Raw genomic sequence first — 15,255 nt, forward strand, 5'->3', positions numbered from 1 at the left:
CAGGGAGGCGTCCGTCTCCATGAACATGCGGTAGAGCGCGGAGCAGAACTGGACGAACTTGTTCACCGTGGGGCCGGAGAGGCCCAGGCCGAAGGCCAGCTTGCGGCCCTGGAAGTCCTGGAAGCCCACCGCCGGATCCACTGCCTCGCGGAGGATCTTCTCGGGGCTGTGGGCGGCCACTTCCTCGATCTCCACGCCACCCTCGCGGGAGGCCATGAAGGTGACGCGCGAGGTGGCGCGATCCAGCGTCACGCCGAGGTACAGCTCCTGACCGATGGCCAGGCCCTCCTCGATGTAGACCTTGTGGACCGTCTGGCCCTCGGGCCCGGTCTGGATCGTCTTGAGCTTCATGCCCAGCATCTGCTTGGCGAGGTCCTTGGCCTCGGCCGGGCTCTTGGCCAGCTTCACGCCGCCGCCCTTGCCGCGACCGCCCGCGTGGATCTGGGCCTTCACGACGACCACGGGGGTGGCCAGCTGCTTGGCGGCCGCCTCGGCCTCGTTGGGCGAGAGCGCGAGAATACCGCGCGGCGTGGGGACGCCGTACTTCCGGAAGATTTCCTTGCCCTGGTACTCGTGGATCTTCATCGAGGCTCCGGGTGACGCGAGTGATGCGAGAGACTGGCACCCGGAAGAGAACCCCCGGGGCGGGACGGCGCGGGTGCCTCTCTCGCGCAGAATGGCCCGCTTGGCAAGGCCCTAACTGTCAAGAGCCAAGCAGACGGACCGAAAAGAGCCGAGGCCCCGGACCGGCGGAACGGCCGGACACGGGGCCTCGGGAGACGACGGTGTGACGTGGACTGCCCTGTCTACCCCGGGCCGCTCGAAGCCGTCTTCTCGTCGTCCTGGTTGAAGAAGATGTCCTTGATGACCTGCTTGGTCACCTCGCGGTTCATCACCGCGATGGAGGTCGTCAGGGGGATCTCCTTCGGGCACACCTTCACGCAGTTCTGGGCCTTGCCGCAGTCCTGGATGCCACCCGGACCCATGAGACCCCGGACGCGCTCCTCGGCGTTCATCTTGCCGGTGGGGTTCATGTTGAACAGGCGGGCCTGGCTGATGGAGGCGGCGCCGATGAAGTCGTTGTCGATCGTCACCTGCGGGCACGCCTCGAGGCAGCTTCCGCAGGTGATGCACGTCGACAGCTTGTACATCACCGACTGGTCACCCGGAGACTGACGCGGACCGGGGCCCAGGTTGTGCGTGCCGTCGATGTTGATCCACGCCTTGACGCGCTTGAGCGCGTCGAACATGCGGCTGCGATCCACCGCCAGGTCGCGGGTGACCGGGAACTTCTTCATCGGCTCCAGGGTGATGATGGGCTCCCCGTCCCCGATGATGCGGTCGATCAGCGCCGAGCAGGCCATGCGGACCCGCCCGTTGATGTTCATGGCGCAGCTGCCGCACACCTCCTCCAGGCAGGCGGCGTCCCAGATGACCGGGGCGACCTTGCGGCCGTCCACGGTGACCGGGTTGCGCTGGATCTCCATCAGGCAGGAGATGACGTTGCCGCCCTTGCCGTAGGGCACGCGAAACTCATCGAAGCGGCCCGCCTTGTCCGGGCCGTCCTGCCGCCAGATGCGGAAGGTGACGTGCTTCGTGTTGGTGTTGACAGGCGTCTGCGCGGTCGCGTTGTCCATGTCGTTCCCTCCGTCCCTTCCTAGGCGTACCAGCGCGGCTCGGGGTCGAGCACGGGCGTGGGGATGTCCTCGTAGCTGATCTGCGGGCCCTCCACCGCGTACTTCGCGATGGTCGTCTTGGCCCACTTCTCGTGACGCTTCTTCCAGAGCGCCATCCACTCCGAATCCTCGCGAGGATCCTTCGACTTGGGCTCGGGCAGCGAGAACTCCGGCTTGTAGTGGGCGCCGCGGCTCTCGTCACGCAGCAACGCGCTCTTGGCGATGACCTCGGCCAGCTCGAACATGTTCCAGAGCTGGTTGGCGTAGGAGATGCTCCGGTTGGCCACGTTGCCGGTGTCCAGCGCGTTGAGGTTCTTCCAGCGATCCTTGAACTCGCGGATGCGCTCCACCGTCTTCTTGAGCCGGTCGTTGTAGCGGACGACGGTGCAGTTCTCCGTCATCAGGTCGCCCAGCTCCTTGGTGAGCCCGTACGCGTTCTCCTTGCCGTCCATCTTCTTGATGGTGGCGAAGCGCTCCTCCCAGAACTTCTTCGAGTCGGCGAAGAACTTCTGGTGGTCCGCGTCGGTGGCGCTCTTGGTGTTGTTCTTGGCGAACGCCACCATGGCCGGGCCGCCGATCATGCCGCTGTAGATACAGGACAGCAGCGAGTTGGCGCCCAGGCGGTTCGCGCCGTGGTAGGCGTAGTCCGCCTCGCCCGTGGCGTACAGACCGGGGATGTTGGTGGACTGGTTGATGGGGCTGCCCACCAGGGGCGTCTGCGTCTGGGAGTCCGCCTCGAAGCGCACGTACAGGCCGCCCATCGAGTAGTGCATGCCCGGGAAGATCTTCATGGGCACATGGCGCGGATCATCACCCACGAACTTCTCGTAGATCTCCATCACGCCGCCCAGCTTGGCGGTGAGCACGTGGGCCGGGATGTGCGTCACGTCCAGGTACACGGCGTCGCCGCCGTCCAGGCCCAGGCCCAGCTCGCGGCAGACGGTGAAGATCTCCCGGGTGGCCACGTCGCGCGGCACCAGGTTCTTGTACTTGGGGTACTTCTCCTCGAGGAAGTAGAAGCGCTCGCTCTCGGGGATGTTCTTCGGGTCGCGGTTGTCGCCCTTCCTGCGGGGCACCCAGACGCGGCCACCCTCGCCACGCACCGACTCGCTCATCAGGCGCAGCTTGTCCTCACCCGGAATGGAGGTGGGGTGCACCTGGATGAACTCGCCGTTGGCGTAGATGGCGCCCTCCATGAAGGCGCGGCCCGCGGCGGTCCCCGTGTTGATGATGGAGTTGGTGGAGCGCCCGAAGACGATGCCCGGGCCACCCGTGGCCAGACACACGGCCTCGGCCGGGAAGGTGCGGATCTCGTTGGTCCGCAGATCCATGGCCACGCTGCCAATGACCCGGCCCGTGCCGTCCTTCACCGTGCCGAGCCACTCCCAGTACTCGTACTTGGTGACGCGGCCCTCGGCCTCCCAGCGGCGCACCTGCTCGTCCAGCGCGTACAGCAGCTGCTGGCCCGTGGTGGCGCCGGCGAACGCCGTCCGGTGGTGCAGCGTGCCGCCGAAGCGACGGAAGTCCAGCAGACCCTCGGGCGTGCGGTTGAACGTCACGCCCATGCGGTCCAGCAGGTAGATGATGCCCGGCGCCGCGTGGCACATGCCCTTCACGGACACCTGCTCCGCCAGGAAGTCGCCACCGCGCAGCGTGTCCTTCACGTGGATGTCGGGCGAGTCGCCCTCACCCTTCGTGTTCACCGCGCCGTTGATGCCGCCCTGAGCGCACACCGAGTGCGAACGCTTCACCGGCACGAGCGAGAGGATGTCGACCTGATGGCCGGCCTCGGCCAGCTTGATGGTGGTCATCAGTCCGGCGAGTCCGCCGCCCACCACCGTGAATCGCGCTGCTGCTGCCATGCTGCGTCTCCTTGGTGACCGAGAGGCCGCACGCCTCCTGGACGTGACTGGCGCCGCCACCCGACTCAGCGAGTGCGCTGCCCAGACCCCCGGTGCATGCTACGAGCTAGTTAACTGGTGAATTCAGCAAGCCGCAAAGATTACCGGAGCTGGGGGATAAGCCCACTCCATTTCCGGCATCAGCCCCGCTGAGCCCGTCCCGCGCGGTGGCTCGCACCACCGCACGGGACCAGGCCGGCTCGCGGCGGGAAATGACTACAGCTTCACGCTCTCGACAGTCTTCTTCACCGAGTCGAAGGACTTGGTGAGCTCGGCCTTCTCGGCCTCGTCGAGCTTGACCTCGATGATCTTCTCCACGCCGCCCGCGCCAATCTGGGTGGGGACGCCGAAGAAGAAGCCGTTGATGCCGTACTGCCCCTCGAGCAGGGCGGCGGACGGCAGCACGCGCTTGCGGTCGAGCAGGTAGCTCTCGGCCATGGCGATGGAGCTGGAGGCGGGCGCGAAGTAGGCGCTGCCCGTCTTGTAGAGGCCCACCAGCTCGGCGCCGCCCTTGCGGGTGCGGTCGATGATGGCGTCCAGCTTCTCCTTGGAGAGCAGCTGGGTCAGGGGCACGCCGCCCACGGTGCTGTGGCGAACCAGCGGCACCATGTCGTCGCCGTGGCCGCCGAGCACCAGCGCCTCCACGTCACGGATGGAGCAGCCGAGCGCCTCGGCCACGAAGCACTTGAAGCGGCTGGTGTCGAGCACGCCCGCCATGCCGACGACCATGTTCTTGGGCAGGCCGGCGATCTTGTGGAGCGCGAACACCATCGCGTCCAGCGGGTTGGCCACGTTGATGACGAAGGCGTTGGGGCAGTGCTGCTTGATGTTGGCAGCCACGTCCCGCATGATCTTCAGGTTGACGTCGAGCAGGTCCTCGCGGCTCATGCCCGGCTTGCGGGGCACGCCGGCCGTGATGATGACGACGTCCGAGCCCGCCACGTCCTTCCAGTCCGTGGAGCCGGTGACGCGGCAGTCGTAGCCGTCCACGGCCGCGAGCTGGTTGATGTCCAGCGCCTTGCCCTTGACCAGACCCTCGGCCACGGGAATGTCGTAGAGGACGACGTCGCCGAGCTGCTTCTGCACCGCGAGCAGGGCGAGGTTGCCGCCGATCTGCCCGCCGCCGATGAGGCCAATCTTCTTCTTGGTGTGAGCCATGTGGATTGTCTCTCCGTGACGACTACATGTTCTTGATGATGGCCTGCCCGAACTCCGAGCACTTCACCTCGGTCACGTTGCCCTGGTTCTCCTGACGCATCAGGCGGGCGAAGTCGTACGTGACCGTCTTGTTGCCAATGGCCTTGTCCATGCCCTGGATGATGAGATCCGCGGCCTCGTGCCAGCCCATGTGGCGCAGCATCATCTCGCCAGAGAGGATGACCGAGCCCGGGTTCACCTTGTCCTGGTCCGCGTACTTGGGCGCGGTGCCGTGGGTGGCCTCGAAGACGGCGTGGCCGGTGACGTAGTTGATGTTGCCGCCCGGCGCGATGCCGATGCCGCCCACCTGCGCCGCCAGGGCGTCGGACAGGTAGTCGCCGTTGAGGTTGAGCGTGGCGATGACGTCGAACTCGTCCGGACGCGTCAGCACCTGCTGCAGGGTGATGTCCGCGATGGAGTCCTTGATGATGATCTTCCCGGCGGAGACCGCGGCCTTCTGCTCGGCGTTGGCGGCGTCCTCGCTCTTGGCGGCCTTGGTGGCCTCCCACTGATCCCAGGTGTAGACCTTGTCACCGAACTCGCGAGCGGCCAGCTCGTAGCCCCACTTGCGGAAGCCGCCCTCGGTGTACTTCATGATGTTGCCCTTGTGGACGATCGTCACGCTCTTGCGCTTGTGCGCGATGGCGTACTCGATCGAGGCGCGCACGAGGCGCTCGGTGCCTTCCTTGGACACGGGCTTCACGCCGATGCCCACGTTCTCGGCGAACCGGATCTTCGCGAAGTCCTTCGGGAACTCCTTCTTCAGGAAGTCGAGGACCTTCGAGGCCTGGGCGCTGCCGGCCTCGAACTCGATACCGGCGTAGATGTCCTCGGTGTTCTCCCGGAAGATGGTCATGTCGACCTTGTCGGGGGTCTTCACCGGGCTGGGCACGCCCTTGAAGTAGCGCACGGGGCGCAGGCAGACGTACAGGTCGAGCATCTGGCGCAGCGCCACGTTCAGCGAGCGGATGCCGCCGCCGATCGGCGTGGTCAGCGGGCCCTTGATGCCCACCAGGTACTCGCGGAAGGCCGTGACCGTCTCGTCGGGCAGCCAGTTGTTGACCGACTTGAAGGCCTTCTCGCCGGCGAGCACCTCGAACCAGGAGATCTTCTTCTTGCCCTTGTAGGCCTTCTCCACCGCCGCATCGAAGACGGCCTGCGAGGCGCGCCAGATGTCGCGGCCGGTGCCGTCACCCTCGATGAAAGGAACGATGGGGTTGTCCGGCACGAACAGCTTGCCGTTCTTCAGGGTGATCTTCTCGCCGCTCGGAGGGGCCATGAAACGAAGCTCCTGATCTTGGAACTGTGAAGGGTGTGACCGTGTGGGCGGCGGATGCTTTGCAACACTGGCCCCCCGCGTCAAGGATGTTCGGCAGCCCCAGGAGCGGCCTGACTTATCGGATCCAATCGCCCGGGGGCCGTACTCCCTGGGCTCCCAGGATTCCGCCCCCGCGCCCGACCCTACTTCGCAGAACACCTCCGCTCCACGTCCCACCAGCCGAAGCACATCGTCCGCTGCTCGGAGAACCGCACCCAACCGGGCGCGTGCGCGTAGCCGCGGGGGAGCAGATCCGCCGCCCCGAGTGCCCTCGCCGTCTCCTCGAAGGACCAGAAGTACAGCGTCACCTCCGGGCCCGCCGTCTGGATGCGCTGCCGCGCCTCCTCGTGTCCCTCCAGCCCCGGCCTGCGTTCGAGCACGGTGAGGAGCAAGCGCCCTCCAGGCTTGAGCGCCTCGGACAGGTGGCGCAGCGTTCGCGGCAGGTCATCGCAGAAGTCGAGGCACCCCACCGCCAGCCCCACGTCGAAGCGGCCCAGGTCCTCGGGCACGGGGTCGCGGTAGCTGTACACGCGGTACTCGCCCGAGGGCCTCCCCCGCCGGGCCTGCTCCAACATTTCCGGAGAGAGATCCAGGCCGACGACCTGCACGGTCGGGTCCAGCTCCCGCGTGAGTTGCCCCGGGCCACACCCCACGTCGAGCACCCGACACCCCGCGGCCACCGTCTCCCCCAGGAAGCGCTCCACCCTCCCCTCGTACCGGTGCAGCGTGGGGAAGAACGCCTCGTAGACCCCGGCGATCTCTCCGTACACCCGCCGGACTCCCTCCTCCTGGGTCTCGGTTGCCATCGTGCCGGACAGCCTACCGCGCCAACCCCGCTGGACGCCCTGCGTCATCTTCGCTGTCTCGAACCCGGCAAGTCCGGTATCGTGATGCGTCGCTCGGAAGAATCATCATCGGAGGCGCAGTCTTGAACGTCGTTTTCATCTCGCCCCAGTTCCCCCCCCACTTCTTCCACTTCGTCTCCGCTCTGCGCGAGCGCGGCGTCAACGTGCTCGGCATCGGTGACGCGCCCTACGACGCCCTCCGCCCCGAGCTGCGCGAGAGCCTCTCCGAGTACTTCTTCACCCCCAACCTCAACGACGCCGGGGCCCTCCTGCGCGCCGTCGGCTACTTCACCTGGCGCCACGGCCGCATCGACCGCATCGACTCGCTCAACGAGACGTGGCTGGAGATCGAGGCCCAGCTGCGCGAGGACTTCCACGTCCCCGGCCTCCAGCCCGCGGACATCGCCCAGCTCCGCTCCAAGCTCGGCATGCACGACCTCTTCAAGAAGGCCGGCATCCCCCACCCCGATGCCATCCCCGCCCGGGATGCCGCCAGCGTGCGGGCCTTCGCCAAGAAGGTTGGCTACCCGCTCGTCCTCAAGCCGGACGTGGGCGTCGGCGCCGCCCGCACCTTCAAGGTCTCCAGCGACGCGGAGGTGGATGAGGCCTTCTCCGAGCCGCTGCCCAGCTACCTCGCCCAGTCCTTCGTGCGCGGCACCATCGTCACCTACGACGGTCTCGTCGACGCCGAGGGCCACATCGTCTTCGCCTTCAGCCACGAGTACAGCGACGGCATCATGGAGTCGGTGCTCGAGCAGAGGGACCTGACCATCTGGAGCCACAAGCAGCTCGACCCCGCGCTGGACACCCTGGGCCGCAGGGCGGTGAAGGCCCTCGGCCTGCGCGAGCGTTGGTTCCACCTGGAGTTCTTCCGCATGGCCGACGGCAGCTTCGTCGCGCTGGAGGCCAACCTGCGTCCGCCCGGGGCCTTCCTCACGGACATGATGAACTACGCGTGCGACATGGACGTGTACCGGCTGTGGGCGCGCCTGCTCACCGGCGACAACCTCCAGGGCTTCCGCTACACGCCCAAGTACCACGTGTGCCACATCTCCCGGCGCACCGGCCGCACGTACCGCCACGCCCACGCGGAGGTGGTGGCCCGGCTCGGCAACGCGCTCATCCAACACCGCGAGATGCCCTCCGTCTTCACCAGCGCCCTGGGCGATGAGATGTACCTCACCCGCCACCCGGAGCTGGACTCCATGCGGGAGGCCGTGCGCTTCGTCCAGGCCCGGCCTTGAGCGGCCGCGGCCGGCGCCTCAGCACAAGAGCCAGCGCAGGGCCAGCGGCAGCCGGCGCTGCCAGTCCGTCTCGTGGTGGTGCCCCCCCGGCTCCAGCACGAGGAACAGCTCGTGGTCGCCGTACCCCAGCCTCTTGAGGTGGTGGTAGAAGTCCCGCGTGGAGTCGCCGTAGTACATGGTGTAGCCCACCGGATCGATCGTCTCGTGCAGACCGGCGTCCAGGTAGATGCGCGACCAGCGCCGCGGGTGGGCCGACCACTCCTCGAAGAGCCGGTTCCACCCCCACATCACCGAGGGCGAGAGCCCCCCGATGCGGCCGAACAGCTCGGGGTGCTTCAACCCGGTGTACAGCGACATCAAGCCCCCCAGCGACGAGCCCATCACCCCCGTCCACTCGGGACCCTGGCGGACCCGGTAGGTGGATTCGATGTAGGGCTTGAGCGTCTCCACGAGGAAGCGGACGTGGGACAAACCCTGGGCACGCACGTTGCTACGCGGCTCGTCCCAGGGCGAGTACTCGGCGAGCCGGTTGGCCGTCGAATCCACGGCCACGAGGATCCAGGGCTCCAGACGCCCCTCGGACACCAGCCGCTCCAGGGCGGTGTTGGCACACCAGGTGTCGTAGATCGTCGACTCCGGGTGCGCGAAGACGTTCTGCCCGTCGTGCATGTAGAGCACGGGGAAGCGCCGGTGGGGCTCGTGGTCATACGCATCCGGCGTGTAGATGCGCACGGTGCGGGAGAACCCCTCCTGAGGAGAGGCGAAGTCTCGGATGATGTGGACGTGGCCCATGGATGACGTCAGGTGACGCGGTGAGCGGCACCATAGGCTGGCCAGCGAGCCCTCGCCATCATTCACGCGAGCGCCAGGCCCCAGCCATTTCGGAAATTGAAGCGCCCACGACCTTGTGCTGAACTACCAGCACTAGCAATAGCGCGCCTGGCATCATCCCAGGAGCACGTTCTGGAGCGTCCATGCAAAAGAATTTCGATGCCTACGACCGCTTTCAGGTGCTCGGTCAGAACCTGCAGAATTTCCGGGATGGATTCGGAACGTTCTCGGTACTCGCCAGTCGGATCATGATCGATGAGAAGCTCGGGATCGAGGATCGCAATGGCGTCGCCCAGTTCGATCCGAAGAAGTGGTACCCGCTCAAGAACAACCTGAAGGCGTTCTACCGGATCAGCAACGAGTACGGCGGCATCATCCTGCGCCAGATGGCGACCGTCGTGCCGAAGTACGCGCAGCTCCCGCCCACCGTCGTGGACATCCACAGCGCGCTTCAATCGCTCGACGTCGCCTACCACCTGAACCATGGGGCCGGCGACAAGCCGCTGTTCTCGCTTCAGACGGGCAAGATGGAGGAAGGCATCGGCCACTACCGCTACCAGGCGGTCGTGGGCAAGAAGCAGCTCCTCTGCGTGAGTGACACGCCCTACCCCTGCGACTTCGACGAGGGGCTCGTCCTGGCCATGGCGCAGCGCTTCGAGCCCTCCGCCACGCTGGTGCATCAGAACCCCACGACCTGCCGCAAGAAGGGCGGGATGAGCTGCACCTACTCCGTGGGCTGGAAGTAGTTTCAGCCGTCGAGGCGGCTCGGGGGGCCGGCCACCGGGGCCTCGAAGGAGACCGCGACCGTGTACCCCTGAGGGGACGCGTGGCAGCGCAGCACGTACAGCTTCGTGTCCGAGAGCATCAGCTCGGGCACGCTCGCCTCGAGGACCTCGCCCGCCTCCAAGGGGAGCGACAGCACCAACAGGCAGCCGCTCGCGGACGCGTTGACGATGTCCCCCTCCAGCCTCGCGCTCCCACGGCGGAGCTTGACGGGCAACATCAAGGGATACCGCTGGTGTCGGCGCCGCTCGTCATCGGAGGACATTGCTCCGAGGATAGCCTTCCGAGGGCGCTTTCGACAGTTGTCCCTCCGTCGGGGATACTGCTGGCACATGCGTCTTGTCGCCCACGCTGGCACCCTCGCTCTCTTCTTCCTCGGCACCGCGTGGCTCCTGCTCGCCATCGCCCTCACCGGCGCCGGGGCCCAGGGGCCCGAGGGGTGGCGGTATGGGGTCGCCCTGCTCCTCGTCGCGGCAGTGGGCCTCGCGTGGCGGCTGGGTTCCCGGGGCGTCGCCCTGGGCGTGCTCGCCGCGCTCTGCGCCTCCGTGTTCGTCTGGACGCGCACCGTGCGGCCCTCGGCCACCCGGGACTGGGCACCGGATCTCGTCCGCGCCGCCCGCGCCGATGTGCAGGGCTCCCGCGTCACCCTGCACGACCTCCGGAACTTCCGCTACCGCGGCACCACCGACTGGGACGCGGCCTGGTACTCCGCCACCTACGACACCCGCGACCTCGTCCGCGCCTGGTTCATCGTCGAGCCCTTCTCCGGCTTCGAGGGCGCCGCCCACACCATGGTCAGCTTCGAGTTCTCCGGAGATCGCTTCCTCGTCATCTCCGGGGAGATCCGCCGCGAGCGAGGGGAGACGTACTCGGTGCTCGGTGGCCTGTTCCGCCAGTACGAGCTCATCTACGTCGCCGGTGACGAGCGCGACCTCGTCCAGCTGCGCAGCAACCACCGCCGCGACGACGTCTACCTCTACCCCGTCCGCGCCTCCCAGGAGCGCACCGTCGCCTTCTTCCTCGACATGGTGCGGCGGATGAACGGCCTCCACGAGGCTCCTGAGTTCTACGACTCGCTCACCAGCAACTGCACCACCAACCTCGTGCGGCACCTCGAGAAGGTCAGCGAGACCGACGTCCCCTACGATCACCGCACCCTGCTCCCCGCCTACTCGGACGAGCTCGCCTTCGCGCTGGGGTTGCTCGACACAGACGTGGGGCTCGACGAGACGCGCGAGCGCCATCGCATCAACACGCTCGCCCTCGCCGCCCAGGATCGCGAGGACTTCTCGCTCGTCATCCGCGGCCGAGCGCCAGCAGCTCCGACACCGTCACGAAGCGCTACCCCCGTGCACGCAGCTTCCCAATGACGAGGTCCACGGACGGGGACGCCCCGCGGCGCCCCGCCCACGGCCCCGCTCACTCGGACTCGAGCAGGCGATGGAGGTCCTCCGGGCTCGTCGTCGCGCTCTGGGCCGTCTCCAGGGAGATCTGGCCCTCGCGGTAGAGCTGGCTCAAGTGCTGGTCGAAGGACTGCATGCCGAACATGTCCTGGCCCTTCTCGATGACTTCCTTGAGCTCGTTGATCCGATCCTCGCGGATGTACTGCTCCACCGAGGGGGTCTGGACCATGATCTCCAGGGCCAACGTCCGGCCCTTGCCATCCGTCTTCGGCAACAGTCGCTGGGAGATCGTCGCCCGGAGGTTGTCCGCCAGCCGCATGCGCACCATCGCCTGCTCCTCGGCCGGGAACACCGAGATGAGGCGGTTGAGGGTGCGCGACGCATCCGTGGTGTGCACCGTGGAGAACACCAGCTTGCCCGTCTCCGCGGCCTTGAGCGCGATGTCGATCATCTCCATGTCGCGCATCTCGCCCACCAGGATGACGTCCGGATCCTGGCGCAGCGCCGAACGCAGCGCGATGGCGAAGTTCTCCGTGTCCTGGCCGATCTCCCGCTGCGAGATGGAGGACTTGATGTTCTTGTGGATGAACTCGATCGGATCCTCGAGGGTGAGGATGTGCAGGTTCTCGGTGCGGTTGATGTGATCGATCATCGCCGCCAGCGTCGAGCTCTTGCCCGAGCCCGTCGCGCCCGTCACCAGCACCAGCCCCCGATCGTTGTCGGCGATCGTCTTGAGCACCTGCGGCAGCCCCAGCCCGTCGATGGTGGGGATCTCATCCGGGATGATGCGCAGGATGCACGCCAGCGTGCCCCGCTGCCGGTAGACGTTCACGCGGAAGCGCGCCACCCCCGGCAGGCCGTACGAGGTGTCGTACTCCTGCACGCTGTCGATCTGCGACTTCGTCAGCGGATCGCTGATGATGTGCAGGGCAACCTGTCTGGTGTGGTCCGGATGGAGCTTCTCCATCTTCAGCGGCCGCAGCACCCCGTTCACCCGGTAGATGGGCGGATCTCCAGGCCGGAAATGGATGTCCGAGGCGCCATTCTGGACGCCGACCGTGAGCAGCTTGTTGAGCGTTGCCTGATCCAGGGGAAGTACCTCTCTCGTCGGCTCCGGAGTCTAGGCGAAAGCCCCCCTGGAGGGCCAAGAAAGGGTTCACCAGAGATCGTCACATCGGGCGCGTCTGGTACGGGTCCGGGAATCGCGGTAGGAGATCCGTGTCTCGCGCTCTGTCCAGGAGAGATTCCCCTTGTTCCAGGTCAAGGTCGATAGGTCGAACGCACTCGTGGTCGTCACCCTGGAGGGCTCCATGCGCCCCGACGAGATGCACCAGTTCGTCGCGCAAGCCGTGGGCGCGATTCGCGAGCTCGCCCAGCAGGGCCAGCGCGTGCGTTCGCTCGCCGACCTGCGTCAGTTCCGGACCGCCTCGCCCGAGGCCACGGAGATCCTCCGCCAGGGCCAGGCGACCGCCATGCAGGCAGGCATGGTGCGGATCGCCGAGCTCGTCAGCGGGGAGCTCGCCACGCTCCAGCTCAACCGCATCGCCCGCGCCAGCGGCATGGAGCGCATCCTCCGCCGCTTCCAGGACGAGGCCGAGGCCCGGCGCTGGCTCCTCGAGAGCGACGACCAGGCCGACGCGGCCTGACCCGGGCTCAAGTCTTCTGGGCCCGCTCGCGCAGCACCGTGCGCTCCACCTTGCCCATCGCGTTGCGCGGCAGGGACTCGATCTCCAGGAAGCGCGCCGGCACCTTGAAGCCCGCCAGGGACTCGCGGCACCACGCCCCCAGGTCCTCCGGCAGCACCGCTCCCTTCCGCGTCGCCACGAAGGCCACCGGCACCTCGCCCCACCGCGCGTCCGGGACCCCCACCACCGCCGCCTCCCGCACCGCCGGATGCGAGGCGAGCACCGCCTCCAGCTCAGCCGGGTAGATGTTCTCCCCTCCCCGGACGATCAGATCCGTCCGCCGTGAGAGCACCGTGAGGCGTCCACTCGCGTCCAGCACCCCCACGTCCTTCGTCCGCAGCCAGCCGTTGCGCACCGCCTCGCGCGTGGCCTCGGGTCGGTTCAGGTAGCCGAACATCACCGTGGGGCCTCGCACCTCGATGTCCCCTTCCCTCCCAGCCGCCAAGGACTCGCCCTCGAGCCCCACGATGCGGACCTCCACCCCGGGCAGCGCCCGGCCCGCGGTGCGTCCGTCCGCCTCGTCCGGGCGCTCCGTGGTGACCTGCGAGCAGGCCTCCGTCAGCCCGTAGGTCTGCAGCGCCAGGATTCCCGCCGCTCGCGCCCGGGCCAGCAGCGGCGCCGGGACGGGTCCTCCGCCGATCAACGCCAGTCGGAACGTGGGCGGCACGGGGCGGTCCTTCCGCTCCTCCAGCACGCGCTCCAGCGTCGTGGCCACGAAGCTCGCGTGGGTGACTCCCTCCTCGTCGAGCGCCCGGTTCGTGTCCTCCGCCTCGAAGCGCTCCCTCAGCACCAGGCAGCCCCCGTCGTACGCGGTGCGCGTGAGCATCGCCAGGCCGCCGACGTGGAAGAGCGGCAGCGTGCCCAGCCAGTACGGCGCCGGGTGCGCACCCAGGTTCGCCTCGGAGCCTCGGGCCGAGGCCCGGAAGTTTCCCTCCGTCAGCACCGCCCCCTTCGGGCGCCCCGTCGTCCCCGACGTGAAGAGGATGACCCGGGGCGACGTTGGTTCCAGGGGGACAGAACCTGATGATGTCGTGGCCACCCCGTCCGCGAAGGACTCCAGCGGCTCGGCTCCCGGGAGCCGCTCCGTGAGGTTTCCGAGCGCCAGCGTGAGCCTCGGCGCCACGTCCTCGACGAGCGGTCGCAGTTCCGCTCGTGTCAGCCGTGCGTTGAGGGGGGCCAGCACCGCGCCCATCCGCCCCAGCGCGAAGAAGAGGTGCGCCACCCGTGCGTCGTTCGTCGCCAGCAGCGCCACCCGGTCCCCCGCCTTCACGCCCCTCCCCTCGAGCGCCGCCATCCACCGGCCTACCTCGGCGTCCAACTCCCGGTAGGTCCACCGCTGGCCCGCGAACGTCAGCGCCAGCGCCTCCGGCCGATTCTCCGCGCCGGTCCGGATGGGGCACGTCCACCGCATCACCGCACCCCCAGGCCCGGTGTCCGAGGAAGCCGGATTCGGCCCCGCACCGGGCGGAATGGATGGTTCTCGGGCTCGTTGCTGAACAGGTGGCCCACCCCCAGCCCCGACGCGTACCTCCCCGATGGCAGCGCCGCCGCCAGATGCGCCGCTCCCGCTCTCGCGATCACCCCGTCCAGCGAGCTCGTCACGTACGCCTCCATGCCCTGCTTCGCCGCCTGCCGCGCCACCTCCAGCGTCGGCAACAGGCCCCCCAGCACCATCGGCTTGAGCACCAGGATGCTCACCGTCCTCGGGCCCCGGAGGATGGTTTGGAGGATCTCCGGCAGGGCCAGCGACTCGTCCGCCGCCAGCGGGCAGGGGGAGTGGGCCTGGAGTCTCGCCAGCGCCTCGTGCTCCTCGGCCGCCACCGGCTGCTCGCACAGCTCCAGGTGGTACCTGCTCAAGCGCTCCAGCGCCGGCCCCGCCTCCGACTCCGTCCAGGCCCCGTTCGCATCCACTCGCAGGTGGATGTCCGGGCCCACCGCTTCGCGCACCGCCGCCAGTCGGGATTCGTCTTCCGCTACCGGGCGGCCCGCTACCTTGATTTTCAGCGTCGTGTAGCCCTCGGCCACGGCTCGGCGCGCTTCCTCCGCCAGCGCCTCCGGGGATTGGGCTCCGAGAAGTGCGTTGACCTCGACTTCCTCTCGCGGTTCCGCCGCGAGCAGGTGACTCAGGGGCTGGCCTCGGCGCTGGGACAGGAGATCCAGGAGGGCCTGTTCCAGCGCGTGTCTTGCCGCGGGTGTCCCGGTGGGCAGGCCCTCGAGCAGCTCCAACCCGGGGCCCGAGACACCCCTCTTCACGTGTCTCAGGTGGTGGGTAAGCGCCCGCTCGCATTCGCTCGAGGATTCCGTCCCGAACTCCGGCAACGGCATCGCCTCGCCCTGCCCCATCCGCCCCGCCTCGTCCCGCAGGTGCACCA

At 67.9% G+C, this 15,255-nt stretch carries 15 protein-coding genes; 4 read left to right on the top strand and 11 right to left on the bottom strand.

The genetic code is table 11. The features are described 5' to 3' along the window. The 6 genes from VF794_RS22130 to VF794_RS22155 all read right to left on the bottom strand — a co-directional run. On the bottom strand, positions 1-585 hold a 585-nt coding region (locus VF794_RS22130; protein ID WP_331113534.1), incomplete at its 3' end, for an ATP-grasp domain-containing protein. 221 nt (positions 586-806) lie between these two features. After that, a complete protein-coding gene (gene sdhB / locus VF794_RS22135) occupies positions 807-1,637 on the bottom strand; it encodes a succinate dehydrogenase iron-sulfur subunit (protein WP_331113536.1) in 831 nt (276 codons plus the stop codon). 20 nt (positions 1,638-1,657) lie between these two features. Beyond that, a complete protein-coding gene (sdhA, locus tag VF794_RS22140) occupies positions 1,658-3,538 on the bottom strand; it encodes a succinate dehydrogenase flavoprotein subunit (protein ID WP_331113538.1) in 1,881 nt (626 codons plus the stop codon). A 255-nt stretch (positions 3,539-3,793) separates the two neighbouring features. Further along, positions 3,794-4,735, bottom strand: a complete 942-nt coding sequence (mdh, locus tag VF794_RS22145) for a malate dehydrogenase (protein ID WP_331113540.1) — start codon at positions 4,733-4,735, stop codon at positions 3,794-3,796. 22 nt (positions 4,736-4,757) lie between these two features. Then, on the bottom strand, positions 4,758-6,053 hold the full coding sequence (gene icd, locus VF794_RS22150; RefSeq protein ID WP_331113542.1) for an NADP-dependent isocitrate dehydrogenase: 1,296 nt from the start codon (positions 6,051-6,053) through the stop codon (positions 4,758-4,760). 182 nt (positions 6,054-6,235) lie between these two features. Next, positions 6,236-6,898 carry a class I SAM-dependent methyltransferase gene (locus VF794_RS22155; protein ID WP_331113544.1) on the bottom strand — a complete coding sequence of 221 codons (663 nt, stop codon included), beginning with the start codon at positions 6,896-6,898 and terminating at the stop codon, positions 6,236-6,238. A 122-nt stretch (positions 6,899-7,020) separates the two neighbouring features. Between VF794_RS22155 and VF794_RS22160 the strand changes: the two genes are divergently transcribed. Continuing rightward, entirely contained in the window at positions 7,021-8,181 is a 1,161-nt protein-coding gene (locus VF794_RS22160; protein WP_331113546.1) for an ATP-grasp domain-containing protein, read from the top strand. 18 nt (positions 8,182-8,199) lie between these two features. Here the strand turns inward: VF794_RS22160 and VF794_RS22165 are convergent, their stop codons facing one another. Then, positions 8,200-8,973: an alpha/beta hydrolase gene (locus tag VF794_RS22165; protein ID WP_331113547.1), complete on the bottom strand. Its 774-nt coding sequence runs from the start codon at positions 8,971-8,973 to the stop codon at positions 8,200-8,202. Positions 8,974-9,155: 182 nt separating this feature from the next. On the opposite strand from VF794_RS22165, the gene VF794_RS22170 reads away from it, so the two are divergent. Continuing rightward, positions 9,156-9,758: a hypothetical protein gene (locus VF794_RS22170; protein ID WP_331113548.1), complete on the top strand. Its 603-nt coding sequence runs from the start codon at positions 9,156-9,158 to the stop codon at positions 9,756-9,758. A gap of 2 nt (positions 9,759-9,760) precedes the next feature. On the opposite strand, the gene VF794_RS22175 is transcribed toward VF794_RS22170, so the two are convergent. Continuing rightward, a complete protein-coding gene (locus VF794_RS22175; RefSeq protein WP_331113549.1) occupies positions 9,761-10,060 on the bottom strand; it encodes a PilZ domain-containing protein in 300 nt (99 codons plus the stop codon). A gap of 67 nt (positions 10,061-10,127) precedes the next feature. On the opposite strand from VF794_RS22175, the gene VF794_RS22180 reads away from it, so the two are divergent. Then, positions 10,128-11,165, top strand: coding sequence for a DUF4105 domain-containing protein (locus VF794_RS22180; RefSeq protein WP_331113551.1), 1,038 nt, complete (start codon positions 10,128-10,130; stop codon positions 11,163-11,165). Positions 11,166-11,214: 49 nt separating this feature from the next. Here VF794_RS22180 and VF794_RS22185 read toward each other — a convergent pair whose 3' ends face one another. Then, complete coding sequence (locus VF794_RS22185; RefSeq protein ID WP_331113558.1) at positions 11,215-12,288, bottom strand: type IV pilus twitching motility protein PilT; 1,074 nt, start codon at positions 12,286-12,288, stop codon at positions 11,215-11,217. A 160-nt stretch (positions 12,289-12,448) separates the two neighbouring features. On the opposite strand from VF794_RS22185, the gene VF794_RS22190 reads away from it, so the two are divergent. Then, a complete protein-coding gene (locus VF794_RS22190; RefSeq protein ID WP_331113553.1) occupies positions 12,449-12,844 on the top strand; it encodes an STAS/SEC14 domain-containing protein in 396 nt (131 codons plus the stop codon). A 7-nt stretch (positions 12,845-12,851) separates the two neighbouring features. Here the strand turns inward: VF794_RS22190 and menE are convergent, their stop codons facing one another. Next, a complete protein-coding gene (gene menE / locus VF794_RS22195; protein ID WP_331113554.1) occupies positions 12,852-14,294 on the bottom strand; it encodes an o-succinylbenzoate--CoA ligase in 1,443 nt (480 codons plus the stop codon). Further along, on the bottom strand, positions 14,294-15,255 hold a 962-nt coding region (locus VF794_RS22200), incomplete at its 5' end, for a mandelate racemase/muconate lactonizing enzyme family protein (protein ID WP_331113556.1). The genes VF794_RS22200 and menE, both read right to left, overlap by 1 nt.

The organism is Archangium sp. (genome assembly GCF_036389735.1).
Taxonomy (GTDB): domain Bacteria; phylum Myxococcota; class Myxococcia; order Myxococcales; family Myxococcaceae; genus Archangium.

What these genes read in the sequence shown, in the direction of transcription:
- VF794_RS22175 (WP_331113549.1), bottom strand. Translation starts at nt 10,060, where the DNA reads ATGTCCTCCGATGACGAGCGGCGCCGACACCAGCGGTATCCCTTGATG.
- mdh (WP_331113540.1), bottom strand. Translation starts at nt 4,735, where the DNA reads ATGGCTCACACCAAGAAGAAGATTGGCCTCATCGGCGGCGGGCAGATC.
- VF794_RS22180 (WP_331113551.1), top strand. Translation starts at nt 10,128, where the DNA reads ATGCGTCTTGTCGCCCACGCTGGCACCCTCGCTCTCTTCTTCCTCGGC.
- menE (WP_331113554.1), bottom strand. Translation starts at nt 14,294, where the DNA reads ATGCGGTGGACGTGCCCCATCCGGACCGGCGCGGAGAATCGGCCGGAG.
- sdhA (WP_331113538.1), bottom strand. Translation starts at nt 3,538, where the DNA reads ATGGCAGCAGCAGCGCGATTCACGGTGGTGGGCGGCGGACTCGCCGGA.
- VF794_RS22170 (WP_331113548.1), top strand. Translation starts at nt 9,156, where the DNA reads ATGCAAAAGAATTTCGATGCCTACGACCGCTTTCAGGTGCTCGGTCAG.
- sdhB (WP_331113536.1), bottom strand. Translation starts at nt 1,637, where the DNA reads ATGGACAACGCGACCGCGCAGACGCCTGTCAACACCAACACGAAGCAC.
- VF794_RS22165 (WP_331113547.1), bottom strand. Translation starts at nt 8,973, where the DNA reads ATGGGCCACGTCCACATCATCCGAGACTTCGCCTCTCCTCAGGAGGGG.
- icd (WP_331113542.1), bottom strand. Translation starts at nt 6,053, where the DNA reads ATGGCCCCTCCGAGCGGCGAGAAGATCACCCTGAAGAACGGCAAGCTG.
- VF794_RS22155 (WP_331113544.1), bottom strand. Translation starts at nt 6,898, where the DNA reads ATGGCAACCGAGACCCAGGAGGAGGGAGTCCGGCGGGTGTACGGAGAG.